The sequence below is a fragment of the Gemmobacter aquaticus genome (assembly GCF_007859075.1).
Classification (GTDB): domain Bacteria; phylum Pseudomonadota; class Alphaproteobacteria; order Rhodobacterales; family Rhodobacteraceae; genus Gemmobacter; species Gemmobacter aquaticus.
The window spans coordinates 203,502-227,132 of the sequence record NZ_VOAK01000020.1 but is presented as its reverse complement, the minus strand read 5'-3'; the positions used below and the strand labels follow the sequence as shown (position 1 = coordinate 227,132).

22 protein-coding genes are annotated in these 23,631 nt (G+C 62.2%); 15 read left to right on the top strand and 7 right to left on the bottom strand.

Annotated features, from left to right (window positions below):
- Positions 1–164 precede the first annotated feature (164 nt).
- Entirely contained in the window at positions 165–1,991 is a 1,827-nt protein-coding gene (locus FQU74_RS10825) for a M3 family oligoendopeptidase (protein ID WP_146286480.1), read from the top strand.
- Positions 1,992–2,034: 43 nt separating this feature from the next.
- The gene (locus FQU74_RS10820) at positions 2,035–2,463 is read left to right on the top strand and encodes a CBS domain-containing protein (protein ID WP_146286479.1); all 429 of its coding nucleotides are present in this window, start codon (positions 2,035–2,037) and stop codon (positions 2,461–2,463) included.
- A 4-nt stretch (positions 2,464–2,467) separates the two neighbouring features.
- Here the strand turns inward: FQU74_RS10820 and FQU74_RS10815 are convergent, their stop codons facing one another.
- Positions 2,468–3,130, bottom strand: coding sequence for a TerC family protein (locus FQU74_RS10815; protein ID WP_146286478.1), 663 nt, complete (start codon positions 3,128–3,130; stop codon positions 2,468–2,470).
- A 100-nt stretch (positions 3,131–3,230) separates the two neighbouring features.
- Here FQU74_RS10815 and FQU74_RS10810 point away from each other — a divergent pair, with 100 nt between their 5' ends.
- The 11 genes from FQU74_RS10810 (at position 3,231) to FQU74_RS10760 (ending at position 14,419) form a co-directional block, all read left to right on the top strand.
- Entirely contained in the window at positions 3,231–4,010 is a 780-nt protein-coding gene (locus FQU74_RS10810) for a 23S rRNA (adenine(2030)-N(6))-methyltransferase RlmJ (protein WP_146286477.1), read from the top strand.
- Between the two features lie 55 nt (positions 4,011–4,065).
- Positions 4,066–4,506: a tellurite resistance TerB family protein gene (locus FQU74_RS10805; protein WP_146286476.1), complete on the top strand. Its 441-nt coding sequence runs from the start codon at positions 4,066–4,068 to the stop codon at positions 4,504–4,506.
- A 192-nt stretch (positions 4,507–4,698) separates the two neighbouring features.
- A complete protein-coding gene (locus FQU74_RS10800) occupies positions 4,699–5,499 on the top strand; it encodes an ABC transporter ATP-binding protein (RefSeq protein WP_146286475.1) in 801 nt (266 codons plus the stop codon).
- A gap of 35 nt (positions 5,500–5,534) precedes the next feature.
- The gene (locus FQU74_RS10795) at positions 5,535–6,257 is read left to right on the top strand and encodes a transporter substrate-binding domain-containing protein (RefSeq protein ID WP_146286474.1); all 723 of its coding nucleotides are present in this window, start codon (positions 5,535–5,537) and stop codon (positions 6,255–6,257) included.
- 67 nt (positions 6,258–6,324) lie between these two features.
- Positions 6,325–7,206 (top strand): ABC transporter permease, encoded by an 882-nt coding sequence (locus FQU74_RS10790; RefSeq protein WP_146286473.1) that lies wholly within the window; start codon positions 6,325–6,327, stop codon positions 7,204–7,206.
- On the top strand, positions 7,203–8,030 hold the full coding sequence (locus FQU74_RS10785; protein WP_146286472.1) for an ABC transporter permease: 828 nt from the start codon (positions 7,203–7,205) through the stop codon (positions 8,028–8,030). Before FQU74_RS10790 ends, FQU74_RS10785 begins: the two co-directional genes overlap by 4 nt.
- 212 nt (positions 8,031–8,242) lie before the next feature.
- A complete protein-coding gene (locus FQU74_RS10780) occupies positions 8,243–9,577 on the top strand; it encodes a glutamine synthetase family protein (protein WP_146286647.1) in 1,335 nt (444 codons plus the stop codon).
- Positions 9,578–9,679: 102 nt separating this feature from the next.
- Entirely contained in the window at positions 9,680–10,366 is a 687-nt protein-coding gene (locus FQU74_RS10775; protein ID WP_146286471.1) for a type 1 glutamine amidotransferase, read from the top strand.
- A 34-nt stretch (positions 10,367–10,400) separates the two neighbouring features.
- The gene (locus FQU74_RS10770; protein WP_146286470.1) at positions 10,401–11,756 is read left to right on the top strand and encodes a glutamine synthetase family protein; all 1,356 of its coding nucleotides are present in this window, start codon (positions 10,401–10,403) and stop codon (positions 11,754–11,756) included.
- A gap of 7 nt (positions 11,757–11,763) precedes the next feature.
- Positions 11,764–13,065, top strand: coding sequence for an NAD(P)/FAD-dependent oxidoreductase (locus FQU74_RS10765; RefSeq protein WP_146286469.1), 1,302 nt, complete (start codon positions 11,764–11,766; stop codon positions 13,063–13,065).
- A 157-nt stretch (positions 13,066–13,222) separates the two neighbouring features.
- Positions 13,223–14,419: a DegT/DnrJ/EryC1/StrS family aminotransferase gene (locus tag FQU74_RS10760; protein ID WP_146286468.1), complete on the top strand. Its 1,197-nt coding sequence runs from the start codon at positions 13,223–13,225 to the stop codon at positions 14,417–14,419.
- Here the strand turns inward: FQU74_RS10760 and FQU74_RS10755 are convergent.
- From FQU74_RS10755 to phaC, 4 genes are all read right to left on the bottom strand, one after another.
- A complete protein-coding gene (locus FQU74_RS10755; protein WP_146286467.1) occupies positions 14,406–15,368 on the bottom strand; it encodes a LysR family transcriptional regulator in 963 nt (320 codons plus the stop codon). The genes FQU74_RS10760 and FQU74_RS10755 overlap by 14 nt on opposite strands.
- A 3-nt stretch (positions 15,369–15,371) precedes the next feature.
- Positions 15,372–15,938 (bottom strand): polyhydroxyalkanoate synthesis repressor PhaR, encoded by a 567-nt coding sequence (phaR, locus tag FQU74_RS10750; RefSeq protein ID WP_146286466.1) that lies wholly within the window; start codon positions 15,936–15,938, stop codon positions 15,372–15,374.
- 158 nt (positions 15,939–16,096) lie between these two features.
- On the bottom strand, positions 16,097–16,549 hold the full coding sequence (locus tag FQU74_RS10745) for a Phasin (protein ID WP_146286465.1): 453 nt from the start codon (positions 16,547–16,549) through the stop codon (positions 16,097–16,099).
- Between the two features lie 151 nt (positions 16,550–16,700).
- Positions 16,701–18,494: a class I poly(R)-hydroxyalkanoic acid synthase gene (gene phaC / locus FQU74_RS10740; RefSeq protein WP_146286464.1), complete on the bottom strand. Its 1,794-nt coding sequence runs from the start codon at positions 18,492–18,494 to the stop codon at positions 16,701–16,703.
- Positions 18,495–18,602: 108 nt separating this feature from the next.
- Between phaC and phaZ the strand changes: the two genes are divergently transcribed.
- Positions 18,603–19,874: a polyhydroxyalkanoate depolymerase gene (phaZ, locus tag FQU74_RS10735; RefSeq protein ID WP_146286463.1), complete on the top strand. Its 1,272-nt coding sequence runs from the start codon at positions 18,603–18,605 to the stop codon at positions 19,872–19,874.
- A 159-nt stretch (positions 19,875–20,033) separates the two neighbouring features.
- On the opposite strand, the gene FQU74_RS10730 is transcribed toward phaZ, so the two are convergent.
- Positions 20,034–20,783, bottom strand: coding sequence for an alpha/beta hydrolase (locus FQU74_RS10730; RefSeq protein ID WP_146286462.1), 750 nt, complete (start codon positions 20,781–20,783; stop codon positions 20,034–20,036).
- Between the two features lie 48 nt (positions 20,784–20,831).
- Complete coding sequence (locus FQU74_RS10725; protein ID WP_146286461.1) at positions 20,832–21,500, bottom strand: DNA-3-methyladenine glycosylase I; 669 nt, start codon at positions 21,498–21,500, stop codon at positions 20,832–20,834.
- Between the two features lie 161 nt (positions 21,501–21,661).
- On the opposite strand from FQU74_RS10725, the gene thrS reads away from it, so the two are divergent.
- On the top strand, positions 21,662–23,614 hold the full coding sequence (thrS, locus tag FQU74_RS10720; protein ID WP_146286460.1) for a threonine--tRNA ligase: 1,953 nt from the start codon (positions 21,662–21,664) through the stop codon (positions 23,612–23,614).
- Positions 23,615–23,631: the final 17 nt, after the last annotated feature.

The following is a 23,631-nucleotide window of genomic DNA, read 5'->3' as shown; positions in this document are numbered from 1 at the left end:
CTGGCCCAGCCCCCTGAGGGATCGGGCCGCGCATCCGATGCCGGCGCTTACCCCCCTCCAACGCCCTCGGTGCCCGCGAATAATACCGGAACCACCGGCTGCGGAGGGTTGCGCTTGGGCGGGGCGCAAACCTAGATGATGCGAAACAACTGCCGAGGTCCGCCATGCCCCTTCCCCTGCCCGCCCCCGTCTTTGATGCCAATGCCACGGGTGCCAGCCTCGGCGGTCTGCCAGAGTGGGACCTGACCGATCTCTACCCCGCGCCGGACGCGCCGGAATACGACCGCGACATGGCGTGGCTGGAGAAAGCCTGCGCCGATTTCGCCGCCGCCTATGAAGGCAAGCTCGCGTCGCTTGATGCCGCAGCACTTCTGAAATGCGTGCAAGAGTATGAGGCGATTGACGTGACCGCCGGGCGCATCATGTCCTACGCGGGCTTGCGCTACTATCAGAACACGATGGACAGCGAGCGCGCCAAGTTCATGGCCGATGCGCAGGATCAGGTGACCACCTTCACCACGCCGCTGGTGTTCTTCAGCCTTGAATTCAACCGGATCGAGGACGCGCATCTGGAGGCGCTCTTGGCCGCGAATGCCGATCTTGCCCGCTACAAGCCGGTATTTGACCGCATGCGCGCCATGCGTCCGCACCAGCTTTCGGATGAGCTGGAGCGTTTCCTGCATGACGAGAGCGTCGTGGGCGCCAGCGCGTGGAACAAGCTTTTTGACGAGACGATGGCCGGGCTGATGTTCAAGGTCGCGGGTGAGGAAGAGGAGTTGAACCTCGAATCCACCCTGAACCTGCTGACCGATTCCGACCGCACCAAGCGTGAGGCGGCAGCGCGGGCCCTGGCCGAGGTGTTCGACCGCAACATCAAGCTCTTTGCCCGCGTACACAACACGCTCGCCAAGGAAAAGGAAATCCACGACCGCTGGCGCAAGATGCCCACGCCGCAGCATGGGCGCCACCTGTCGAACCATGTGGAGCCCGAGGTCGTGCAGGCGCTGCGGGATGCCGTGGTTGCAGCCTATCCCAAGCTCTCGCACCGGTATTACCGGCTGAAGGCCAAATGGATGGGCCTCGACAAGCTGCAGGTCTGGGACCGCAACGCCCCACTGCCAATCGAGCAGCCGAAAACCGTCGGGTGGGAGGACGCCCGCAAGACGGTCTCGGAAGCCTATGCCGCCTTTTCGCCCCAGCTTGCGCAATTGGCCGAGCCGTTCTTCACCAAGGGCTGGATCGACGCAGGCGTGAAGCCCGGCAAGGCGCCAGGTGCCTTTGCGCACCCGACCGTGACGACGGTGCATCCCTATGTGATGCTGAACTACCTCGGCAAGCCGCGCGACGTGATGACCCTTGCCCATGAGCTTGGCCATGGTGTGCACCAGCGTCTTGCCGCCGCACAGGGGGAGCTTTTGTCCTCCACCCCGCTGACGCTGGCAGAAACCGCTAGCGTCTTCGGGGAGATGCTGACCTTCCGCAAACTGCTCGACGGCGCCAAGAGCCCGGCCGAGCGCAAGACCCTGCTTGCCGGCAAGGTCGAGGACATGATCAACACGGTCGTGCGCCAGATCGCCTTCTACGATTTCGAATGCAAACTGCACGCCGCGCGCGCCGAAGGCGAGTTGACGCCTGACGACATCAACGCCCTTTGGATGAGCGTTCAGGCCCAAAGCCTTGGCGATGCGTTCGAGTTCATGGACGGGTACGAGACCTTCTGGGCCTATATCCCGCATTTCGTCCATTCGCCTTTCTACGTCTATGCATATGCCTTTGGCGACGGATTGGTGAATGCGCTTTATGCGGTCTACGCCAGCGGCTTGCCGGGATTCGAGGAGAAGTATTTCGACCTGCTGAAGGCGGGCGGATCGAAGCACCACAAAGAGCTTCTGGCCCCCTTTGGCCTCGATGCCAGCGACCCCGGTTTCTGGGACAAGGGCCTGTCGATGATCGCAGGCTTCATTGACGAGCTTGAGGCGATGGAGGCGTAACGCCAACGTCCGCACTCACCCATGCAAAGACAGGAGGCAAGCCATGTTCATACGATCGGTGCGTGAAGCCATCGGGGATCGACCACTGGCATCAGTTCAGTCTGGAACCACGATCCGTGAGGCTGCCCATGTGCTGGAACAGTTCAATGTGGGCGCGCTTGCCGTGCTCGCTGGCGAGCAGCTCGTCGGTATCCTTTCCGAGCGTGATGTGATCCAGCGCTGCATCGCCCATGATGCCGATCCCGCCACCACCCGAGTGGACGAGGCGATGACGGCAGACCCCGTGACGGTCGGTGCCGACGCAGGCCTTTCCGATGCTATCGGAAAGTTCGCCGAGGGCGGCTATCGCCACTTGCCGGTCATGCAGGGCGGGCACTGCATCGGCATTCTGTCCGTGCGCGATGTGCCTGCCGAATACCGGATGATGTACGAACGCTTTCAGGAAATGCGCGCACGGCCAGCGGGGGCGTGACGCCCTAGCCCAGCCACGCCACCAGCAGGGGGCGCACCTCATGCGCCCCTTCCCAGATCATCTTCAGCGCGACATAGAAGATGATGGCAAGCCCCACATAGGCGATCCAGCGATAGCGGTTCAAAAGGCGTGCGATGAAGCTCGCCGCCAGCCCCATCAGGCCGATCGACAGGATCAGCCCGATCACCAGCACCGAAGTATGTTCGCGCGCCGCACCCGCCACGGCCAATACGTTATCAAGGCTCATCGAAACGTCGGCAATCACGATCTGGGTTGCGGCCTGCACAAAGGTCTTGCGCGGCGCCCCGGCAGCGATCTGGCCATCTGCGTCCAGATCCTCGCCGCTCAGCGCCTCTTGCGCGGCGAGTTCATCGGAATGGGCGGTCCGCAACTCGCGCCACATCTTCCAGCAAACCCAGAGGAGAAGGATGCCGCCTGCAAGGAGAAGCCCCACGATCTCCAGCAACTGCGTCGTGACGGCGGCAAAGGCAATGCGCATGATCGTCGCGGCGATGATCCCCAGAAAGATCGCGCGGGCGCGCTGCTCTTTCGGCAGACCCGCCGCTGCAAGGCCGATGACGATGGCATTGTCGCCTGCAAGCGCGAGGTCGATGCCAACAACCTGCAACAGCGCCGTGAACCCGGCCGGCGTGAAAACCTCTAGCATCGCACCCTCGAAACGCTTTTCTCGTTGATTATCACCTTGTCGGTGCGCCGCAAGTGCGCGCCCCCTTGATTTCGGCCCCAGGCCCGCGATACGCGGTCGCATGCTGTCCTATCAACACATCTATCACGCGGGCAATCTTGCCGATGTCCAGAAGCACGCTTTGCTCTGCGTGATGCTGGATTACCTGACGCGCAAAGACAAACCGCTCAGCTATATCGAGAGCCACGCCGGCCGCGGCCTCTATGACCTGGGCAGCGCCGAAGCGTTGAAGACGGGTGAGGCTGACAGTGGCGTCGCGCATCTGGAACAGGCTTTTCCCGCCGATCATCCCTATCGCCGGCGCCTGGCCGAAGTGCGCGCGCGGTTCGGCGAGCGGGCGTATCCGGGCTCGCCCCTGCTGGCTGCGCTATCACTGCGCGATGGCGACGTGATGCATCTGGCCGAGCTGCACCCGCAAGAATATGCGGCACTGGCCGAGACGATGGCCCCTTGGGGGGCACATCTGCACCGCCGCGACGGGTTCGAGGTGGCGCTCGCCCTGACCCCGCCGCTGCCCCGACGCGGGCTTTTGCTGATCGACCCCTCCTACGAGGTGAAAGAGGATTACGCCCAGATCCCGCGCCACATCTCTGCCGTCGCACGCAAGTGGAACGTGGGCATCATCGCGCTGTGGTATCCGATCCTGACTTCGGGCGCGCATCTGCCGATGCTGGCAGCGCTTGAGCGTGACCACCCTGACCATTTGCGCCATGAGGTGCGCTTCCCCCCCGTGCGCGAGGGGCATCGCATGGTGGGATCGGGCATGTTCATCGTGAACCCGCCATGGGGCCTTGCGGATGCAGCGGCAGAAATCTCCACGATCTTTGGCAAACTGCGCTGATCCGCCCGCGCTCCCGTGATTGGACAGCCCCCGCGTCACATCCTAATGTGGCGCCATGTTCGATCAGTTCCTGCGCCGCCTGCTGGCCCCGACCCCTGCCCCATTGAACGCCGACGAGGCGCATCTTGCGCTTGCCGCACTCATGGTGCGCGTGGCGCGGGCCGACAACCACTATTCGGCCGGAGAGGTCACCCGCATCGACCGGGTGCTGACCGGTATGTATGCGCTCTCCCCCTTTGCCGCAGCCGCCCTGCGTCAGCAGGCCGAAACACTCGAATCCGAGGCCCCCGACACCGTGCGCTTTACCCGTGCGTTGAAGGATGCGGTGCCGCTTGACGAACGTCGCGCGCTGATCGAAGCGCTCTGGTCCGTCGCCTTGGCCGATGGCGCAAGGGGCGATGAAGAGGATCAGGTGATCCGCCTGACCGCCTCGCTTCTGGGTCTGACCGACCGGGAATCGGCCGAGGCGCGCCAAAGCGCCGCAGCGCGAAGCTAGTCCTGTCAGGCGCGAAAGCCAAAGCCATTGGGGCGCGTTCAATGCGCGCAAGGCCTGCGCATTCCGTAAAGGCAGATTGACCAAAGTGATGGCAAAACGGATTGTTTCGGCACAATTGCCGTTGCAAGGCGCCGTAATTTCCGCCCTACTTGCCCCAAGGGAGCCAATCTGGCCAACGATAAGCGAGTAAACGTGACAGCCGAACCGAATGCTACAAACCCGGCCCGCGACGTGCCGGTGATCGAAATTCGTGACCTTCACAAGAGCTATGGCCAGTTGGAGGTGCTGAAAGGCGTGGACATGACCGCGCCCAAGGGGCATGTCATCTCGCTGATCGGGTCTTCCGGCTCAGGCAAGTCGACATTGCTGCGGTGCTGCAACCTGCTTGAGGACAGCCAGCAGGGCGACATTCTGTTCGAGGGCGAGGCCGTGCGCTGGCGTGGAACCGGCCTGAACCGCCACCCTGCAGACAAGGCGCAGGTACTGCGCATCCGCACCAACCTGTCGATGGTGTTCCAGCAGTTCAACCTCTGGGCACATATGTCGATCCTGCAGAACGTGATGGAGGCGCCGCTGACGGTGCTGAAGCGCGACCCGGCAGAGGTTGAAGAGAAGGCGCGCGGCTATCTGGCCAAGGTGGGCATCGCCGACAAGGCCGACGTCTGGCCCGCGCAGCTTTCCGGTGGCCAGCAGCAGCGCGCCGCAATCGCCCGCGCCCTGTGCATGGAGCCGCGGGCACTTCTGTTCGATGAACCCACATCGGCGCTCGACCCCGAGCTTGAGCAAGAGGTGATCAAGGTGATCAAGGCGCTGGCCGAAGAGGGGCGCACGATGATCATTGTGACGCATGACATGAAACTGGCCGCTGACGTGTCGGACCATGTCGTGTTTCTGCACAAGGGCAAGATCGAGGAAGAAGGGCCGCCGGACACCCTGTTCGGCAACCCGCAGACCGAACGTCTGCGCGGCTTCCTTTCGGCCACGATGGCCTGAAAAGTTACCAATAAACCACCAACGGGAGTTACCACATGAAGAAACTGCTTCTGGCCACCGCGCTGCTGGCGCTGTCGGGCGGGATCGCCGCGGCGCAAACCGTGCGTCTTGGCACCGAAGGCGCCTACCCTCCCTACAACTTCATTGACGACGCGGGCAATGTCGCTGGCTTCGAGCGTGAACTGGGCGATGAGCTGTGCAAACGCGCCGGCCTGACCTGCGAATGGGTCACGAACGACTGGGATTCGATCATCCCGAACCTGCAGTCGGGCAACTACGACGTGATCATCGCCGGCATGTCGATCACCGATGAGCGCGAGAAAGTCGTCGATTTTTCGGAAAACTACATCCCGCCGGCCGACAGCGCATACATGGGCCTGACCGCTGATGCCGACATCAAGGGTGGTGTTGTTTCTGCCCAGGTTGGCACGATCCAGGCTGGCTATGTAGCCGAATCGGGCGCCACCTTGCTCGAATTCGCGACGCCGGATGAAACCGTGGCTGCGGTCCGCAACGGCGAGGCCGCGGCTGTCTTCGCCGACCTCGACTACCTCGCCCCCTTCGTCAAAGAATCGAACGGCGAGCTGACCTTTGTGGGTGAGCCCGTTCCGCTGGGCGGCGGCGTCGGCATGGCGTTCCGCGATAGCGATGATGAACTGCGCGAGAAGTTCAATGCTGCCATCAAGTCGATGAAGGAAGACGGCACCCTGAACCCGCTGATCACAAAGCACTTCGGGCCGGACACCAAGCTGTTCTGATCGCCCTGCCCCTGCCGATTTTTCCTGATCGGCAGGGGCATTTCATTCCGCTATCCCCCGGATCGCCATGTTCAGTTCCTGCGCCGACCCCAAGAGCCTTGAGGGGATCAGCTGGCTTCTTTGCTATCTGACCTCGGGCAAGCACATCGACTTCTACTGGTCATTCCTGACGGTGTTCGTCCTGCTGGCCGTGACGGCGCCGGCGGCGCTGCTGTTCGGCTTTGGCGGGGCCATGGCCGCGCGCAGCCATGTGGCGCCCCTGCGGTGGCTGGGCAAGATTTACACCGCCATGGTGCGGGGTGTTCCTGACATCGTGTTCTTCCTGTTCTTCGTTATCGCGCTCGATCAGGGGATCGAGTGGATGACCCACAAGATCGTCTGCCCTGACTGGACCGAACCGATCCGCCAGGGGCTAGAATTCCGCGTCTGCCCCGAGGCAAAGGTTCCGCCGGGCGACGCCCCCCAATTCTGGCACCAGCTATACGGCTTTGCTCTGGCGGTCTTCACCTTTGCCATTGTCTTTGGCGCCTTTGCAGCCAACGTGCTTTACGGCGCGATGAACGCCGTGCCGCGTGCACAGCTGGAAACGGCCGAGGCCTATGGCATGACGCATGGTCAGGTGTTCCGCCGCGTTCTGGTGCCGCAGATGTGGACCTATGCCCTGCCTGGCCTGTCGAACCTGTGGCTGATCCTTGTGAAGGCGACACCGCTTCTGTTCCTGCTGGGGGTCAAGGACATAGTCTATTGGGCGCGTGAATTGGGCGGATCCAAGACGCAGGCCTATGCCTATCCGCACCCCGACTGGCGCCTTTGGTACTTCCTCTTCCTTCTCGTGGCCTATCTCTGCATGACCCGCGTTTCTGAAATCGTGCTTGCGCGCATTGCCAAGCGGCTGAACCACGGCCAGGCCACCGCTGCCGGCGAAGCGATGCGGAGGGCTGCCCAATGAGCTGCTGGGATACGGTACAGGCCTATGCCTTCCGCAGTCTGGGCTTTGGCGAAAAGCTGCTGCCAAAATCCGACTTCACGCTTTGCGAGCACTTTACCCTGATCGGGTCTGGGCTGATCTGGAACATCTACTTCGGCGCATTGGCACTGTTCTTCGGCTTCTTCTTCGCCAATGCGCTTGCGCTGGCGAAAGCCTCGAAGAATTCTTGGCTGAAAAAGCCGGCTGACTGGTTCATCTTTGTCTTCCGCGGCTCACCGTTGTTCATCCAGTTCTTCCTCGCCTATTCGGCGCTGGTCATGCTGCCGCGTGGCGGGATCGACATCCTTGGCTTGCACATCCCCACCAGCTGGATGACCTCGGCCTGGGCAGGTGCGCTGTTCGTGCTGTTTCTCAACACATCCGCCTATGCTGCCGAGATCTTTTACGGCGCGCTGCAGTCGATTCCCAAAGGCGATCTTGAGGCTGCCGATGCTTACGGCATCTCGGGGTGGAGCAGGTTCCGCCGGATCCAGTGGCCGACGATGCTGCGGCTGGCATGGCCTGCCTACACGAATGAGGCGATCTTTCTGTTCCACGCCACGACGCTGGTGTTCTTTTCCGGCTTCCCGGCGTTCCAGCAGAGGGGTGACGCGCTCTATTACGCAAACTTCTTTGCGGACAAGACCTTCAACCCCTTCGTCGCCTATCCGATCGTGGCCTTCTACTTCATCCTGCTGACCTTTGCCCTGATCTACGGCTTCGGTCTGGTTAATCGCATGCTCAATCGGCACCTTCCGTCCAATATACGCAGCAGAATTCGCTTGCGTCCGCAGTTGGTCCGGTAGTATCCTGTATTTGATCAAATTCTTCGGGCCGTCGCCCGAACCGTGCTCCGGGTGGGGCATGGCGTCCCCTGTCCAGATGGGCGGGCGCGGATGGCAAGGATCAGACAAGGGAGAAAGGGCCAAGGGCATGGTCCTCACCCGCAGGGCGGCCGCAGGCGCGGCGTCGATGTGGCGGTGATCCCGTGCCCCGGGTCTTGAATGACACGATGAGCATGAAGGATTGGCTGAGAAAGCACCCCGAGGTCCGCACGATCCGTGTGGCCGCGGCGGATTTGAACGGTCAGGCGCGGGGCAAACGGGTCCCGGCACGATTTGCCGAAAGCGTGGTGAAGAACGGCACACGTTTCCCGTTTTCGGTACTGAACCTCGACATCTGGGGTGAAGACATTGACGACAGCCCGCTGGTCTTTGAACAGGGCGATCAGGACGGCGTGCTGAAACCTACCGAGCGCGGCTTCATGCCAATGCCCTGGCTCGAAGCCCCGACGGCACTGCTGCCGATTTGGATGTTCCGCGAAAACGGACAACCCTATGAGGGCGACCCGCGCCATGCGCTGAACGCAGTGGTGCAGCGCTACAAAGAACGAGGCCTTACCCCCGTCGTCGCAATGGAGCTTGAGTTCTTCCTGATCGACGACAGCGGCAAGACCCTGCAGGCACCGGCCTCTCCGCGGTCCGGCAAGCGCCGCAAGGCAGCCGAGACGCTGTCGATCCGGGCCCTCGATGCCTTCGACAGCTTCTTTACCGACCTCTACGACGCCTGCGAGGCGATGGACATCCCGGCCGATACCTCGACCTCGGAAACCGGTCTTGGCCAGTTCGAGGTGAACCTGATGCATTGCGATGACGCCCTGCGCGCCGCCGACGATGCCTGGCTCTTCAAGATGCTGGTCAAGGGGCTGGCGCGTCGCCACGGCTTCGCCGCAAGCTTCATGGCCAAGCCCTATCCTGAATACTCGGGCTCTGGCCTGCATACCCATTTCTCTGTCATCGACCAGAAGGGCGACAACATCTTTGACAGTGGCGGGCCGAAGGGTACGGCGACCTTGCGCCATGCTGTTGCCGGCTGTCTGAACGCGATGCACGACTCGACGCTGATCTTCGCGCCGCACCAGAACAGCTACAACCGTCTGGTGCCGGGCAAGCATGCGCCGACCTCGATAGCCTGGGGCTTTGAAAACCGCACGGCGGCCGTCCGCATCCCCGCGGGCAACCCGGCTGCACGCCGGATCGAGCATCGGGTCGCGGGGGGTGACGTAAACCCCTATCTCATGCTGACCGCTATTCTTGGTGCGGCGCTGACCGGGATCGAGGACGCGGTCGAGCCGCCTGCCCCGATCACCGGGAATGCCTACGCCATGGACCTGCCGCAGATCCCTGCCGATTGGGAACATGCGATCGACGCGTTCGAGAACAGCGACATTCTCTATCGCTTCTTCTCGAAAGAGCTGATCCGCAACCTCGTGCAGACCAAGCGCCAAGAGTTGCACTACACGGCCGAGCTGACCCCCGAAGAGCTTGTCGAGCTCTACCTCGACACTGTCTGACCTGAACCGCGGGCGGGCTTCGTCCCGCGCCGCACGGTATCGGCCCTTGCCCTGTGCAGGGGCCGATTGCTAGATTTCATCTGCATCTATCCTGGATACCCCATGCTGATCGGCATTCTGCAAACCGGTGAAGCCCCCGATGTTCTGGCACCCACCTCGGGTGACTACCCCGACATGTTCGAGCGCCTGCTGGCGGATCAGGGCCTGTCGTTCCGTACCTACCGGGTGCTGGATATGGAGTTTCCAGAGTCGGTCAATGACTGCGACGGCTGGCTGATCACCGGCTCGCGCTTCGGCGCCTATGAAGACCACGCCTTCATCCCGCCGCTCGAGGATTTCATCCGCGAGGCCTATGCCAAGGCCGTGCCGATGGTCGGCATCTGCTTTGGGCATCAGATCGTGGCCCAGGCACTTGGCGGCAAGGTGGAGCGCTATTCTGGCGGCTGGTCTGTCGGCCCCACGGAATACGACTTTGACGGCGAAACCCTGCGCCTGAATGCCTGGCACCGGGATCAGGTGACCCGCAAACCCGATGCGGCCGAGGTGCTGGCCTGCAACGACTTTTGTGAAAATGCCGCGCTGGTTTACGGTGACCGCATCTTCACCGTGCAGGCCCACCCCGAATTCCGCTCGGAATTCATTGACGGATTGATGAAGACCCGGGGCAAGGGCCTTGTCCCGGATACGCTGATGGCTGAGGCGGGCGCGCGTCTCGACCAGTCGATCGATGACCAGGCACTTGCGCGCCGCATTGCAGATTTCTTCAAGGCGTCGCGGACTGCCGCCTGACGGCTTCCGCTCGCCCAAACCAAGAGTGTGACCCATGTCCGACTGGACGTCCAAGCTGCCCGAGGCAGCCCGTGCCTATATTGCCGACCGTCGTATTGATGAAGTGGAATGCATCATCGGCGACATTGCCGGTGTTGCACGCGGCAAGGCCATGCCCGCCGCGAAGTTCGGCAAGCAGACCAGCTATTTCCTGCCGAACTCGATTTTCCTGCAGACCATCACCGGCGAATGGGCCGACAACCCCTTCGACGCCTTTACCGAGCCGGACATGATCCTCGTGCCCGACTATTCGACCGCAACCGCCGCCCCCTGGACGGCAGACGTCACCTTGCAGGTGATCCACGACGCACAGGACCAGCAAGGCAACCCGGTACCGTTCAGCCCGCGCAACGTGCTGCGGCGTGTTCTCGCGCTGTTTGAAGCCGAAGGGCTGCGCCCGGTTGTTGCGCCCGAGATGGAATTCTTCCTGACTGCCCGCAACATCGACCCGAACCAGCCGGTTCAGCCCCCGATGGGTCGCTCTGGTCGGCGCGCGGCACAGAAGCAGGCCTATTCGCTGTCGGCCGTCGACGAATACGGCAAGGTCATCGATGACATCTATGACTTCGCCGAGGCTCAGGGGCTTGAGATCGACGGCATCCTGCAGGAAGGCGGCGCAGGCCAGATCGAGCTGAACCTTGCCCATGGCGATCCGGTCCGGCTGGCGGACGATGTCTTCTTCTTCAAGCGGATGATCCGCGAGGCGGCGCTGCGCCACGACTGTTTTGCCACCTTCATGGCCAAGCCCATTGCGGGTGAGCCGGGCTCGGCAATGCACATCCACCATTCGATTGTCGATATCGCGACGGGCAAGAACATCTTCTCTGACCCCGATGGCGGCGAGAGCCTGGCCTTCCTGCACTTCATCGCGGGGATGCAGAACCACATGAGCGCAGCCATCGCCCTGATGGCGCCCTATGTGAACAGCTACCGCCGCTACGTCCCGGACTTTGCGGCACCGATCAACCTTGAATGGGGGCGCGACAACCGCACTACCGGATTGCGTGTGCCGATCTCTACTCCTGAGGGACGCCGGGTGGAGAACCGCCTGCCAGGCATGGACTGCAACCCCTACCTCGCTATCGCTGCAAGTCTTGCCTGCGGCTACATTGGCCTGAAGGCCAAGCAGATGCCGCGGCCCGAATTCTCGGGATCGGCTTATATCGACAGCGACGACATCCCGACAAACCTTGGCGATGCACTGGATTTGCTGGAGGAGGATGCCGCCCTGCGCGAGGTACTGGGTGTCGAATTCTGCACGGTCTACGACAGCGTCAAGCGCAACGAATACAAAGAGTTCCTTCAGGTCATCAGCCCGTGGGAGCGAGAGCACCTGCTCTTGAACGTCTGAGGCGACGATGAACCTGCTGTTTGCCAATGACAAGGCGGGGCAATACCCCGCCAGCTATTACGCGGCCACGCGCGCAGAGCTTGCCCCGTTTCCCGAGCTTCGGGGAACGGTCAATGCCGATGTCTGCGTGATCGGGGCAGGTTACACCGGCTTGTCCGCTGCATTGCATCTGGCGCAGGCCGGGCGCCGCGTGGTCGTGCTTGAGGCGCATCGCGTGGGCTTTGGCGCCTCGGGCCGCAACGGCGGTCAGGTTGGATCTGGTCAGCGGCTCGATCAGGTGCAGATGGAAAAGATCGCCGGGCGCGAGAACGCCCATCGCTATTGGCAGATGGCCGAGGATGCGAAAGCGCTGGTCAAGGGTCTGATCAAGGATCACGCCATGCCGGTGACCTTTCACCCCGGCGTCGCCCATGCCTGCTGGCATGAACGCGAGGTGCGCGATACGCACGCCTATGCCGAAAAGCTGCATCGCGACTATGGCTATACCCAGCTTGAGCCGCTCGACCGCGACGGGATCCGCGCGCTGATCGGATCAGACGCCTACAAGGGTGGCGAGATCGATTGGGGTGCCGGGCATGTGCATCCGCTCAACTTCACGATCGGGATGGCGCAGGCCGCCAGCCGGGCTGGTGCGGTGATCCATGAGGGCAGCCTTGTCCATCGGATCGACCACGGCGCAAAGGTAACTGTCGCAACCGGCCACGGTCGCGTGGTGGCCGACCATGTCATCCTCGCCTGCAACGGCTACCTGGGCGGGCTGGATCGCAAGGTCGCGGCCAAGGTCATGCCGATCAACAACTTCATCGTCGCGACCGAACCACTGGGCGCGCGCGCGGTCGAGGTGCTGTCGAAGCCTGTGGCCGTGGCGGATACCAAGTTCGTGGTGAACTACTGGCGACTGTCCGAGGACAACCGACTGCTCTTTGGTGGCGGCGAAAGCTACGGCTGGAAGTTCCCCGACATCATCAAGACGGTCTCGAAACCCATGCTTGAGGTCTATCCGCACCTGAAGGACGTGCGGATAGACTATGCTTGGGGCGGGACGCTGGCGATCACCATGAACCGCCTGCCCTGCTTTACGCGGGTCGCGCCCAATGTGCTGTCGGCCTCGGGCTATTCCGGGCATGGCGTGGCTCTGGCGACGCTTGCAGGCAAGCTGATGTCCGATGCGGTGCGCGGGCAATCCGAAGGCTTCGATCTGATGGCCGCCCTGCCGCAGCCCCGCTTCCCGGGCGGTGCCGCGATGCGCTGGCCGCTGCTGGTGCTGGCGATGACCTGGTTCTCCATGCGCGACCGGATGGGTGTTTGATCCGACCTGCCGCCGATCTGGCGGCAGATCGTTCCACCACACGCGGGAAACGCAGGCGGATTTCCCCGATTTTCCGAAGCGTCACAAACTTGTCGCTGGAGAATCGGGCGGCCCCGGCATACAGAAAATCGGAACAACAGTTTCAGGAATGCTGAAAATGGCTGCAGACGGCGCCCTTCGTGCCCCCGATGTCTATGATGCCGAGCCGATCCCCGAAGCCGCAAAAGCCGAGATAGACCGCCTGCTCGCGAGCGGCGATCTGTTCCGCTACACTGCCCCCGAAGGTGCACCCGTTGCATTGCTGGAGGCCGAGTTCGCCGAGCTTCTGGGCAGCCGCTATGCCTTGGCTGTGTCATCCTGCTCTGCTGCGCTGTTCCTGTCGCTGAAGGCACTGGACCTGCCACGGGGCGCACGGGTGCTGATCCCGGCCTTTACCTTTGCCGCCGTGCCATCGGCTGTGGTCCATGCCGATTGCGTGCCGGTTCTCGTCGAAGTTGGCCCGAACTACCGCATCGACATGGCGGATTTCGCCGCCAAGCTGCCCGGTGCAGGCGCGGTGATGATCTCGCATATGCGCGGCCACACCTCGGATATGGATGCGATCATGGCGTTGGCCGATGCCGCCGGCATCCCGGTGATCGAGGATGCGGCCCATAGTCTTGGTACAGAATGGCATGGCCGCAAGATCGGCACGATCGGCAAGATCGGCTGCTTCAGCTTTCAGTCCTACAAGATGATCAACGCAGGCGAAGGCGGCATCCTCGTCACCGACGACCCCGAGCTTGCCGCCCGCGCGGTCATCATGTCGGGCGCCTATGAGCATAATTGGAAAAAGCACGCGGGCCTGCAGAATAGCTACATGCTGTGGCAGAACCGACTGCCGCTTTACAACATGCGCATGCAGAATCTGTCAGCCGCCGTGATCCGTCCGCAGCTGCCGCATCTGGCCGATCGCGTGGCCAAGGGCCGGGCGAACCACGATCTTGTAGCCGCGCTTCTGAATGGCAGCGGCTACTTTGACGTACCCAATGCGCTGCCCCCCGAAGAGCGCGCCCCGGATTCCATCCAGTTCAATCTGAAAGGCTTTGCCACCGACGAGGCGGCGCTGGCCTTCCAGGCAGCGGCCAAGCTGCGTGGTGTGACGGTGCAGGTGTTCGGCCTGTCGCAGGACAATGCGCGCGCCTTCTGGAACTGGCAGTTCCTTCCCGAAATGCCGGATCTGCCGATGACCCGCGCGATGCTGATGCGCGCCTGCGACGTGCGTCTGCCGACCCGGCTTTCGGTAGACGATCTGCACTTCATCGCCGCGGCCCTCATCGACTCGGCGGCAGAGGCGCTGGCTAAAGCAGCCTGAAGCTCTCTCGCATCCAGGGCCAACGCGCGAGGGCGGGTGACACGACCTGCGCGTCAAGCTGCGCGCGCAGGCGGGCCGCAAGGGCGGCGGGCAGGCCCTGCAGCGCGCCTGCCCGCGCGCAGAGGGTAATCGTTCGCTCCAACCGGCCAAACGGCAGGGGTGATACGCCGACATCGGCCTGAAAGCGCGCCACATGATGCCAGGCCAGCGGCGTGAGGATCGCCCAGCCCTGCCCCGCCGCAACCATGGCCAGAATGGCGTGATAGCTGTCGAGCTCAAAACGGCCAGCCGGATCGAGGTTCAGGGCCGCAAGATGAGCGCCGATCTGTCGCCCCATGTGATGGCGCGACGAATAGCGGATATAGGGAAGCGTCCGCAGCGCCTCTGCATCCGCAGCCGATCCCAGCGGAGCCACCACGACGAACGGATCACAAATGAGCGGATGGATCTCGAGCCCCGTTTCAGGTGCGCGCGCGGCGCCCAGATCGGCGGCCACCACGATATCGAGCGCGCGCGCCTCAAGCTCGTCGCGCAAACGGTGGCTGGGTCCGGTTTCCAGAAGAAAGCGACAGGTCTGCATCTCGGCCGCAAGTTCGGCCAGCAGGCGCGGCGTCACATCGGCGTCCAGATCCTCGATCACCCCAAGGCGCAACGAACCGATGCCCGTCAGGTCTGACATTGCGAGTTCTGTCTGCGCCGCATGTGCGGCGCTGACCATCACTTGCGCGTGACGCCTCAGGACCATTCCCGCAGATGTCAGTCGAACCGGCCGCGCGCCACGGTCAAACAGCTGCGCGCCAAGCGTGGTCTCAAGCCCGGAAAGCTGCTGACTGACCGCCGATGGGCTGGACCCCAGTCGCCGCGCCGCGGCAGAAATCGAGCCTTCCTCGGCAATGGCAAGAAAGACCTCGATCCCCCAGAGCGTGACGCGCCCTGTGGATTGCGTCATCGGTCAGAGCTTGGAAAGCTTGGCCTGAAGTTCGGCAAGCTGCTTCTTGATGGCGGCAAGCTCGTCACTGGTGCCACCCTCAGGCGTCCGCCCCTCATCGTCAGGCGCAGGGCCTGTGCTGCTCCAGCCGGGAAGGCCACCCATCATGGTCTTCATGAAGGCTTCCTGCTGCTTGCGCATCGCATCAAAGCCCGGCATCGCGGCCATGGGGTTCGGGAAATTCGTCAGGTTTTCCAGCATCTTCGACTGCCCATCGCGCAGCATCTCGAACGAGGCGGCGAGGAACTGCGGCACAACCGAATTCATCCCCGTGGTGTAGGATCGAACAAGATCCGTGAGCACGTTGATCGGCAAGACGTTCTCGCCTTTGCTTTCATGCTCGGCCACGATCTGCAGCAGATACTGACGCGTCAGATCATCGCCCGATTTCAGATCTACGATCTGCACCTCTCGCCCGGCGCGGATGAAACCTGCAATATCCTCAAGCGTCACGTAGTCGCTGGTTTCGGTATTGTAGAGGCGTCGGCTGGCATAGCGCTTGATCAGAAGCGGTTTATCGGTGTTTGCCATGGCAGGCCCCTCCGCAGTCGTTGTGCATGTGCAGAACCTTAGGCCACGGGTCGACAAAAAAGCAAAGAAAAAGAATAGGGCGGACCCCGGGTTACCCCGAGATCCGCCCCCTGTGCATCCCCTTGCCCGGGAGGAGTGGGCCGTGGATGCCTGTCAGATCACTTCGCAGCTGCAGCAGCAGCCTTCTTCACGGCCGAGGTCGCATCGGCGGTGGCTTTCTTGACGGCGGCCTGGGCTTCTTCCGAAGCGTCCTTGCCAGCAGCCAGCATCAGCTCGACGGTTTCCATCTGAACTTTCTTCGCAACTTCGGCGAAAGCTGCCAGATTTTCAGCGGCCAGTTCAGCAGCAGCCGACGCGAAGTCGGTCACGGCTTTCGAGTATTCCGACGGGTCAGCCTTGGCCTTGGCGGTTTCCGTCAGCTTGGCGATGGTGTCCTTGGCCCACTTCGAGCTGATCTCGGTGGACTTGTCAGCAGCTTCCAGAGCAACCTTGGTGAATTTCTCACCCATGGCTGCTTGGGTCTTGAAGGCGTTCTGGAACGCCGAAGCGTCAACCGGGAACGAGGCCATCATGTCCTGCATGACTTTGGTGATATCGGGGGTCTTCGTCATCTTCATTCTCCATAGCTCGGGCAGGGAGGAGCGATGCCCGTTTCCTGTCACCATCATATATATGCTGCAGTGCAGAAAATCAAGTGAAGTTTCTGCAACGCAGCGTGACGCTACGACACACATCAGCCAATTGTCTGAATATTCTGGAGATTCAAGCCGCTGGCACAGCCTTAACATAGGTGCCCGGCGCGGGTGCCAGTACGGGATGATCCGAATCGCCTGGGATGCGGGCCGCGATTTGTCGCCCCGATCGCTTGGCGAGCCACTCTCCCCACATCGGCCACCAGCTCGACTTGTGGAATGTGGCGCCCGCCAGCCATTCCTCGGGCGTGGTCATGGGGCCCTCGTTTACATAGTGGCCGTACTTGCCCTTCGACGGCGGATTGATGATCCCGGCGATATGCCCGCTTTGCGACATGATGAAGGTCTTGTCCTTTGACCCCATCTGCCGAATGCCATTGAAGCTGCCCTTCCAGGCGGCGATATGGTCAGTCTCACAGGCGATCGCCGCCAGCGGAACCTTCACGTCGGACAGGTGCACCTTGTGGCCAAGGATGGTGAAGCCGCCTTGCGCAAACTCGTCGCGCTGGCAAAGCCCGCGCAGATATTCGACCGACATGCGTGCCGGGAGGTTGGTGCCATCCCCGTTCCAGAACAGAAGGTCAAAGGCGGGCGGTGCCTCGCCCATCATGTAGCTCTTGATTGCCGGCTGATAGATCAGGTCGTTCGAGCGCAGGAAGCTGAAGGTTCGGCTCATGAAGAACTTGTCGAGCACCCCGTCGACGGCGACCTGGCGCTCGATCCCGTCGACGAAGTCATCATCGAGAAAGACACCCACTTCGCCGGGATCAGAGAAATCGGTCAGTGTCGTAAAGAAGGTGGCCGACTTGATCGACTTGTCACCGATCTGCTGCAGATACGCCAGCGTCAGGCTCAGCGTGGTTCCCGCGATGCAATAGCCTACCGCATTGATCTGCTTTTCACCCGTGATGCGCTTTGTCTCTTCGATCGCAGCCAGATAGCCGTCACGGACGTAGTCATCGAGGCCCACGTCGCGGTAGCTGGCATCAGGGTTCACCCAGCTGACCACGAACAGGGTAAAGCCTTGGTCGACGATCCATTTGATCAGGCTGTTCGCCGGTTTCAGATCAAGAATGTAGAATTTGTTGATCCACGGCGGGAAGATCAGAAGCGGCGTCTGATGCACCTTCTCGGTCGTCGGGGTGTACTGGATCAGCTCGAACATCTTGTTGCGAAACACCACCGCGCCCGGTGTCGTGGCGATGTTCTCGCCCACCCGGAAGGCCTCTTTATCGGCCAGCGTCACCAGCAGATCGCCGTTGTTCGCCTCGATATCCCGAACAAGGTTCTCGAGCCCCTGCACAAGGCTTTCGCCGTCGGTGGCGACTGCCTTTTCCAAGGCGTCAGGGTTCGTGCCAAGAAAGTTCGTGGGAGACATCATGTCGACGATCTGTCGCGTGAAATACTCCACCCGGCGACGATCGACCGCATCCAGCCGGTCTAGACCGGAGAGCGCACCGGTAATCGCCTCGGACCCCATGAGATACTGCTGCTTGAGGTAATTGAAGAACGGATGCGTCTCCCACAGGGGGTTCGCGAATCGGCGATCACTCGGCCCTGGGTCGGCGGGGGCCTTCAATTCGCCCTGCGAAAGGGCATGCTGCGCCTCCACATAGTGCTTCAGCGTCTTGCCCCAGTAGCCCACCTGCTGCTCTATGATTTTGGAAGGGTTCTGCATCATTTCGGCAACATAGGCCGCAGCAGCCTTCATGTAGACCTCTTGCGAGGGCCCGGAAAGGGCCGGATCAGCCTGTTTGCGACGCGCAAGTGCCGCTGCCAGCCGCTTTGACAACTCATCAACCTTGGCAAGATTGGCGTTCAGACGTTCAAGCCGCGCCGCTTGGTCCTTGGTCTCAGTTGTCATATTGATCTTTCCCCCCTACACTTTTTGCAGATGCAGCAATTATTGCCCGGTTCCCCTGCGCCTGTGGGACCGGTTTTGTGCCACGGCCCAGCGCTCGAGGAGACGCCCATGAAGTATATGGCCACTTATGACCTGATGGAAACAGCGCGCAACACCAATGAGTGGCTTGGCGCCACTGCGCGCGCCATGGCGTCGTATCCCGTGTTCGCCTTGTCTGCCAACCCGATCTTCCAGTTGACGGCCGCCTGGGGCGAGGTGACCGAGCGCACCTTCTCACGCATGGTGACCAAACCCGACTGGGGCATCCGGTCGATCGTCGGCCCCGATGGCACCGACCACTTGGTCGACATTACGCCGGTGGTCGAGCGTGACTTTGGCAACCTGATCCATTTCTCGGTTCGCCGGCGCGAAAAGATGGCTCGCCAGATCCTCGTGGTGACGCCGATGTCGGGTCACTATGCAACCCTTCTGCGCCCAACTGTTGCCTCGCTGCTGCCCGATGCCGACGTCTATGTCACCGATTGGCACAATGCCCGCGACATCCCGGTTTCGGCCGGCAAGTTCGACGTGGATGACTATGTGCTCTACCTTGTAGATTTCATGCGTTATCTGGGTCCCGACACCCATGTGGTTGCGGTTTGCCAACCCGTGCCTCTGACACTGGCCGCCACCGCCTATCTGGCGGGTGAGGATCCGGCCGCGCAGCCCCGGTCACTGACGCTGATGGGTGGCCCGGTTGATCCTGATGCCGCAGCGACCGAAGTGACCGACTTTGGCCGCCGCGTGACCATGGGCCAGCTGGAGCAATGGGCCATCCAGCGGGTGGGCTTCAAGTACAAGGGCGCGGGGCGACTGGTCTATCCGGGCCTTCTGCAACTTGCCGGCTTCATGTCGATGAACGCTGAACGCCACGGAAAGGCCTTTGCTGATCAGGTCATGCGCGCCGCACGGGGCGAAACATCCGACCATGACGCCCACAACCGTTTTTACGACGAGTATCTGGCGGTCATGGATATGACGGCCGAGTTCTACCTCTCGACCGTCGAGCGCATCTTCAAGAACCGCGAGATTGCGCGCAACGACTTTACCGTTGCCGGCAAGAAGGTGGACTTCGGCGCGATCACCAGCGTCGCAGTGAAGATCGTCGAGGGTGAAAAGGACGACATCTCGGCCCCAGGCCAGTGCCTCGCCGCGCTGAAGCTGCTGACCAACCTTCCCGACGACAAGAAGGCCAGCCATCTGGAACCGGGCGCGGGCCACTACGGTATCTTCGCCGGCAAGAGCTGGCGTCTGAACATCCGCCCACTGGTGCTGAGCTTCATCGACGCGAACTCCGGCCAGCCGCGCAAATCGCCGGTAAAGCTGGCGGTGACGAAGTAGGCCTCTCGTATCAGGTCAAAGCTGGAACGCCGGGGCCAATACCCCGGCGTTTTCGTTTAATGTTCGAGGATTGAAGCCCGGCAGATGATCCAAGTCTGGAGGACACAACCAAGGCCTTGATTTTACTAACGCCAAAAATGCTCGGCATACCTTCGGTTGTCAGGATTTGACAAGCATCGACGTCTCCTCGACCGCTTCTATGACGAGGTCGAGACAGGCAGGCGTCGAAAACCGATGATCCGCCCCCTTCACGAGCGTCAGCCGAAGGTCAGGGCTTTCGGCGTGGGCCATCAGGCGCAGCGCCACCTCTGACGGCACATCCACATCCGCCGTCCCTTGCAGCAGGCGCACCGGGAAAGGCAGCGGCAGAGGGTCGCGCAGGACCAAATGACGGCGGCCATCCTCGATCAGCTTGCGGGTGATGATGTAGGGCTCTTCCGAATAGTCCGAGGGTTGCTCGACCCGCCCCGTCGCAAGTGCTGCGCGCTCTGCTTCGGTGAACTGCGCCCACATCAGATCTTCGGTAAAATCCGGCGCCGCCGCGATCCCGACGAGGCCCGCGACGCGTTCAGGCTGCGCGCGCGCCACCAGCAGCGCGATCCAGCCCCCCATCGATGAGCCGACAAGGATCTGCGGCCCGTCGGTCAGGGTGCGGATCACCTCAGATGCATCTGTCGCCCAGTCCCCGATGCAGCCCTCCAGAAAGTCTCCAGACGACTGACCATGCCCCGAATAGTCGAAGCGCAGAAAGGCGCGCCCCCTCGCCTCGGCCCAGTCCTGCAGGTGCTGCGCCTTGGTGCCGGTCATGTCGGATTTGAAGCCCCCTAGGAACACCACTCCCGGCCCCTGCCCCGGATGGCGGTGATAGGCAATGCGGCGGCCCTGCGCTGTCGTCAAGAAATCGGTCATTGGCGTCTCCAGTCTTGAGGCACCCCTAGCAGAAAGCCTGCGCCCGCCTCAACCGATGCTCTGCGCCAGAACCCGGCTGATCGTGTTCAGGGACTGTCCGCTTTCCGTGCGCCAGCGATCAAACGCCGCCTGCACCGCCGCCATTGCCTTGCGTGAGGTAGGCGGCCCACCAATCACCCCTTCGGCCACCAGCCTTGCGACAACGTCTTTTGAGAGAAGGTAGCCCTCTTTCCCCATCTGCCGCAGCATATAGGCGCCAGTGTTTCCGCCGAGCCGGCTGCCGGTGGTGGTGAGCCAATCCAGGAGGCCCGCGAAATCCCCGGCGGGCCAGTCAGCCACCTTGCGGGCAAAGCCGCCTTCCGCCTCGTTCACCCTGCGGATGAAGACCGCGTTGTCGCGTATGGCGGCGATCTTGGCGCCGCTGCGGATCACCCGCGTGTCGACGAGCAGCGCATCAAGCCAGCCATCATCCATCATCGACAGGCGACCCACGTCAAACCCGGCGAAAGCCTCTTCAATGCCTGGCCATTTCGCTTCGACCACCGTCCAGCTGATCCCCGCCTGAAAGATACCCCTCGCCATCATGGCCAGCCAGCGGTCGTCCGGAATGCTGGCCAGTTCGCCTGCAGTCTTGTAGGGCATGACACCGGCCAGCACCTTGTCGGCACCCCCCTTGCGCTCTGCCGCGATGGTCAGAATTTCCTCGAATGAGCGCATCATGCCCCCCTGCATCACCCCACAACAACGTTGCAGATGCGGCACCCTCGGGCAAGTCCACCACCCCACCGGCTTGACGCGGGCGGCGTGATTGCGCAAAAGCCCCAGACCATACCCGCAACCGGGCGTTCCGTGGGCGCCAAACCGACGAGGAGCCGGCCATGAGCCAGAATTCCCCCCAGAACATCACGTTGACATTCCCCGATGGGAACACGCGCGAATTCGCGGCAGGCGTGACGCCAGCCGAAGTGGCGGCCTCGATTTCAACGAGCCTTGCCAAGAAGGCGATCTCGGCCACTGTCGAGGGCAAGCAATGGGACCTGCAATGGCCCATCGCGCAGGATGCATCGATCGCCATTCACACGATGGCCGATGACGCGCAGGCGCTGGAGCTGATCCGCCACGACCTCGCCCATATCATGGCCCGTGCGGTGCAGGAAATCTGGCCGGATGTGAAGGTCACCATCGGCCCGGTGCGCGATCACGGCTGGTTCTACGACTTTGACCGTGAAGAGCCCTTCACGCCCGAAGACCTTGGCCAGATCGAGGCGCGGATGAAGCAGATCATCAACGCGCGCGAACCGGTCAAGACCGAGCTGTGGGAACGTGCCCGTGCGGTCGAGTACTATCGTGGCCGCGGCGAGCCCTTCAAACTGGAACTTCTCGACCGCATCCCCGAGGGCGAGGACATCCGCATGTACTGGCACGGCGACTGGCAGGACCTGTGCCGCGGCCCCCATCTGCAGCACACCGGGCAAGTGCCCGCCGATGCCTTCAAGCTGACGCATGTGGCCGGCGCCTACTGGCTGGGCGACGCATCGCGCCCCATGTTGCAGCGCATCTACGGCGTGGCCTTCAAGAACCGCGACGATCTGAAAGCGCACCTCACCATGCTGGAAGAGGCCGCCAAGCGTGACCACCGCAAGCTGGGCCGCGAGATGGACCTGTTCCACCTACAGGAAGAGGCGCCGGGGATGGTGTTCTGGCACCCCAACGGCTGGACCGTCTATCGCACGCTGGAAGACTATATGCGCAAGCGCCTGCGCGCTGCAGACTACAAGGAAATCAAGACGCCGCAGGTGGTTGATCGCGTGCTGTGGGAGAAATCCGGCCACTGGGAAGCCTACCGCGAGAACATGTTCATCGTGGAGGTGGATGAGGAAGGCGCCAAGGAAAAGCGCATCAACGCGCTGAAGCCGATGAACTGCCCTTGCCATGTGCAGGTCTATAATCAGGGCCTGAAATCCTACCGCGACCTGCCCTTGCGGCTGGCCGAGTTCGGGTCGTGCCACCGCTATGAATCCTCGGGCTCGATGCACGGTCTGATGCGGGTGCGCGGCTTCACGCAGGACGACGCGCATATCTTCTGCACCGAGGACCAGATCGAGGCAGAATGCGCAGGCTTCATCGGATTGCTCTCCAGCGTCTACAAGGATCTCGGGTTCGAGAAATTCGACATCAAGCTGTCGACGCGGCCCGACGTGCGCGTGGGCTCGGACGAGATCTGGGACAAGGCCGAAGGCGCCCTTGAGAAGGCAATCCAGAGCCTTGGCCTGCCCTATGAGGTGAACCCCGGCGACGGGGCCTTCTACGGGCCGAAGCTTGACTTCAAGCTGACCGACGCGATCGGCCGCGAATGGCAATGCGGCACCTTCCAGTGCGACTTCAACCTGCCGATGCGTCTTGGCGCGGAATATGTCGGCGAGGATGGCGGCAAGCACCGCCCGGTCATGTTGCACCGCGCCGTTCTGGGCAGCTTTGAGCGTTTCATCGGCATCCTGATCGAAAACTATGCCGGCAAACTGCCGTTCTGGCTGGCGCCGCGTCAGGTGGTGGTGGCCTCGATCGTCTCGGACGCCGATGATTATGTGCGCGAGGTGACCGCCGCCCTGAAGTCGGCCGGCATCCGGGCCGAGGCCGATACGCGGAACGAAAAGATCAATTACAAGGTCCGCGAGCACTCGGTCGGCAAGGTTCCGGTGATCCTTGCCATCGGCATGAAAGAGGTCGAGGAGCGCACTGTTTCGGTCCGCCGTCTGGGTGAAAACAGGACGGAAACGGTGGCTCTGGACGCGATCATTGGCGAACTTTCTTCCGCCGCCGAGATGCCATGATCCTGCCAAGTATCTGG

What these genes read in the sequence shown, in the direction of transcription:
- FQU74_RS10825 (WP_146286480.1), top strand. Translation starts at nt 165, where the DNA reads ATGCCCCTTCCCCTGCCCGCCCCCGTCTTTGATGCCAATGCCACGGGT.
- FQU74_RS10820 (WP_146286479.1), top strand. Translation starts at nt 2,035, where the DNA reads ATGTTCATACGATCGGTGCGTGAAGCCATCGGGGATCGACCACTGGCA.
- FQU74_RS10815 (WP_146286478.1), bottom strand. Translation starts at nt 3,130, where the DNA reads ATGCTAGAGGTTTTCACGCCGGCCGGGTTCACGGCGCTGTTGCAGGTT.
- FQU74_RS10810 (WP_146286477.1), top strand. Translation starts at nt 3,231, where the DNA reads ATGCTGTCCTATCAACACATCTATCACGCGGGCAATCTTGCCGATGTC.
- FQU74_RS10805 (WP_146286476.1), top strand. Translation starts at nt 4,066, where the DNA reads ATGTTCGATCAGTTCCTGCGCCGCCTGCTGGCCCCGACCCCTGCCCCA.
- FQU74_RS10795 (WP_146286474.1), top strand. Translation starts at nt 5,535, where the DNA reads ATGAAGAAACTGCTTCTGGCCACCGCGCTGCTGGCGCTGTCGGGCGGG.
- FQU74_RS10790 (WP_146286473.1), top strand. Translation starts at nt 6,325, where the DNA reads ATGTTCAGTTCCTGCGCCGACCCCAAGAGCCTTGAGGGGATCAGCTGG.
- FQU74_RS10785 (WP_146286472.1), top strand. Translation starts at nt 7,203, where the DNA reads ATGAGCTGCTGGGATACGGTACAGGCCTATGCCTTCCGCAGTCTGGGC.
- FQU74_RS10780 (WP_146286647.1), top strand. Translation starts at nt 8,243, where the DNA reads ATGAAGGATTGGCTGAGAAAGCACCCCGAGGTCCGCACGATCCGTGTG.
- FQU74_RS10775 (WP_146286471.1), top strand. Translation starts at nt 9,680, where the DNA reads ATGCTGATCGGCATTCTGCAAACCGGTGAAGCCCCCGATGTTCTGGCA.
- FQU74_RS10770 (WP_146286470.1), top strand. Translation starts at nt 10,401, where the DNA reads ATGTCCGACTGGACGTCCAAGCTGCCCGAGGCAGCCCGTGCCTATATT.
- FQU74_RS10765 (WP_146286469.1), top strand. Translation starts at nt 11,764, where the DNA reads ATGAACCTGCTGTTTGCCAATGACAAGGCGGGGCAATACCCCGCCAGC.
- FQU74_RS10760 (WP_146286468.1), top strand. Translation starts at nt 13,223, where the DNA reads ATGGCTGCAGACGGCGCCCTTCGTGCCCCCGATGTCTATGATGCCGAG.
- FQU74_RS10755 (WP_146286467.1), bottom strand. Translation starts at nt 15,368, where the DNA reads ATGACGCAATCCACAGGGCGCGTCACGCTCTGGGGGATCGAGGTCTTT.
- phaR (WP_146286466.1), bottom strand. Translation starts at nt 15,938, where the DNA reads ATGGCAAACACCGATAAACCGCTTCTGATCAAGCGCTATGCCAGCCGA.
- FQU74_RS10745 (WP_146286465.1), bottom strand. Translation starts at nt 16,549, where the DNA reads ATGACGAAGACCCCCGATATCACCAAAGTCATGCAGGACATGATGGCC.
- phaC (WP_146286464.1), bottom strand. Translation starts at nt 18,494, where the DNA reads ATGACAACTGAGACCAAGGACCAAGCGGCGCGGCTTGAACGTCTGAAC.
- phaZ (WP_146286463.1), top strand. Translation starts at nt 18,603, where the DNA reads ATGAAGTATATGGCCACTTATGACCTGATGGAAACAGCGCGCAACACC.
- FQU74_RS10730 (WP_146286462.1), bottom strand. Translation starts at nt 20,783, where the DNA reads ATGACCGATTTCTTGACGACAGCGCAGGGCCGCCGCATTGCCTATCAC.
- FQU74_RS10725 (WP_146286461.1), bottom strand. Translation starts at nt 21,500, where the DNA reads ATGCGCTCATTCGAGGAAATTCTGACCATCGCGGCAGAGCGCAAGGGG.
- thrS (WP_146286460.1), top strand. Translation starts at nt 21,662, where the DNA reads ATGAGCCAGAATTCCCCCCAGAACATCACGTTGACATTCCCCGATGGG.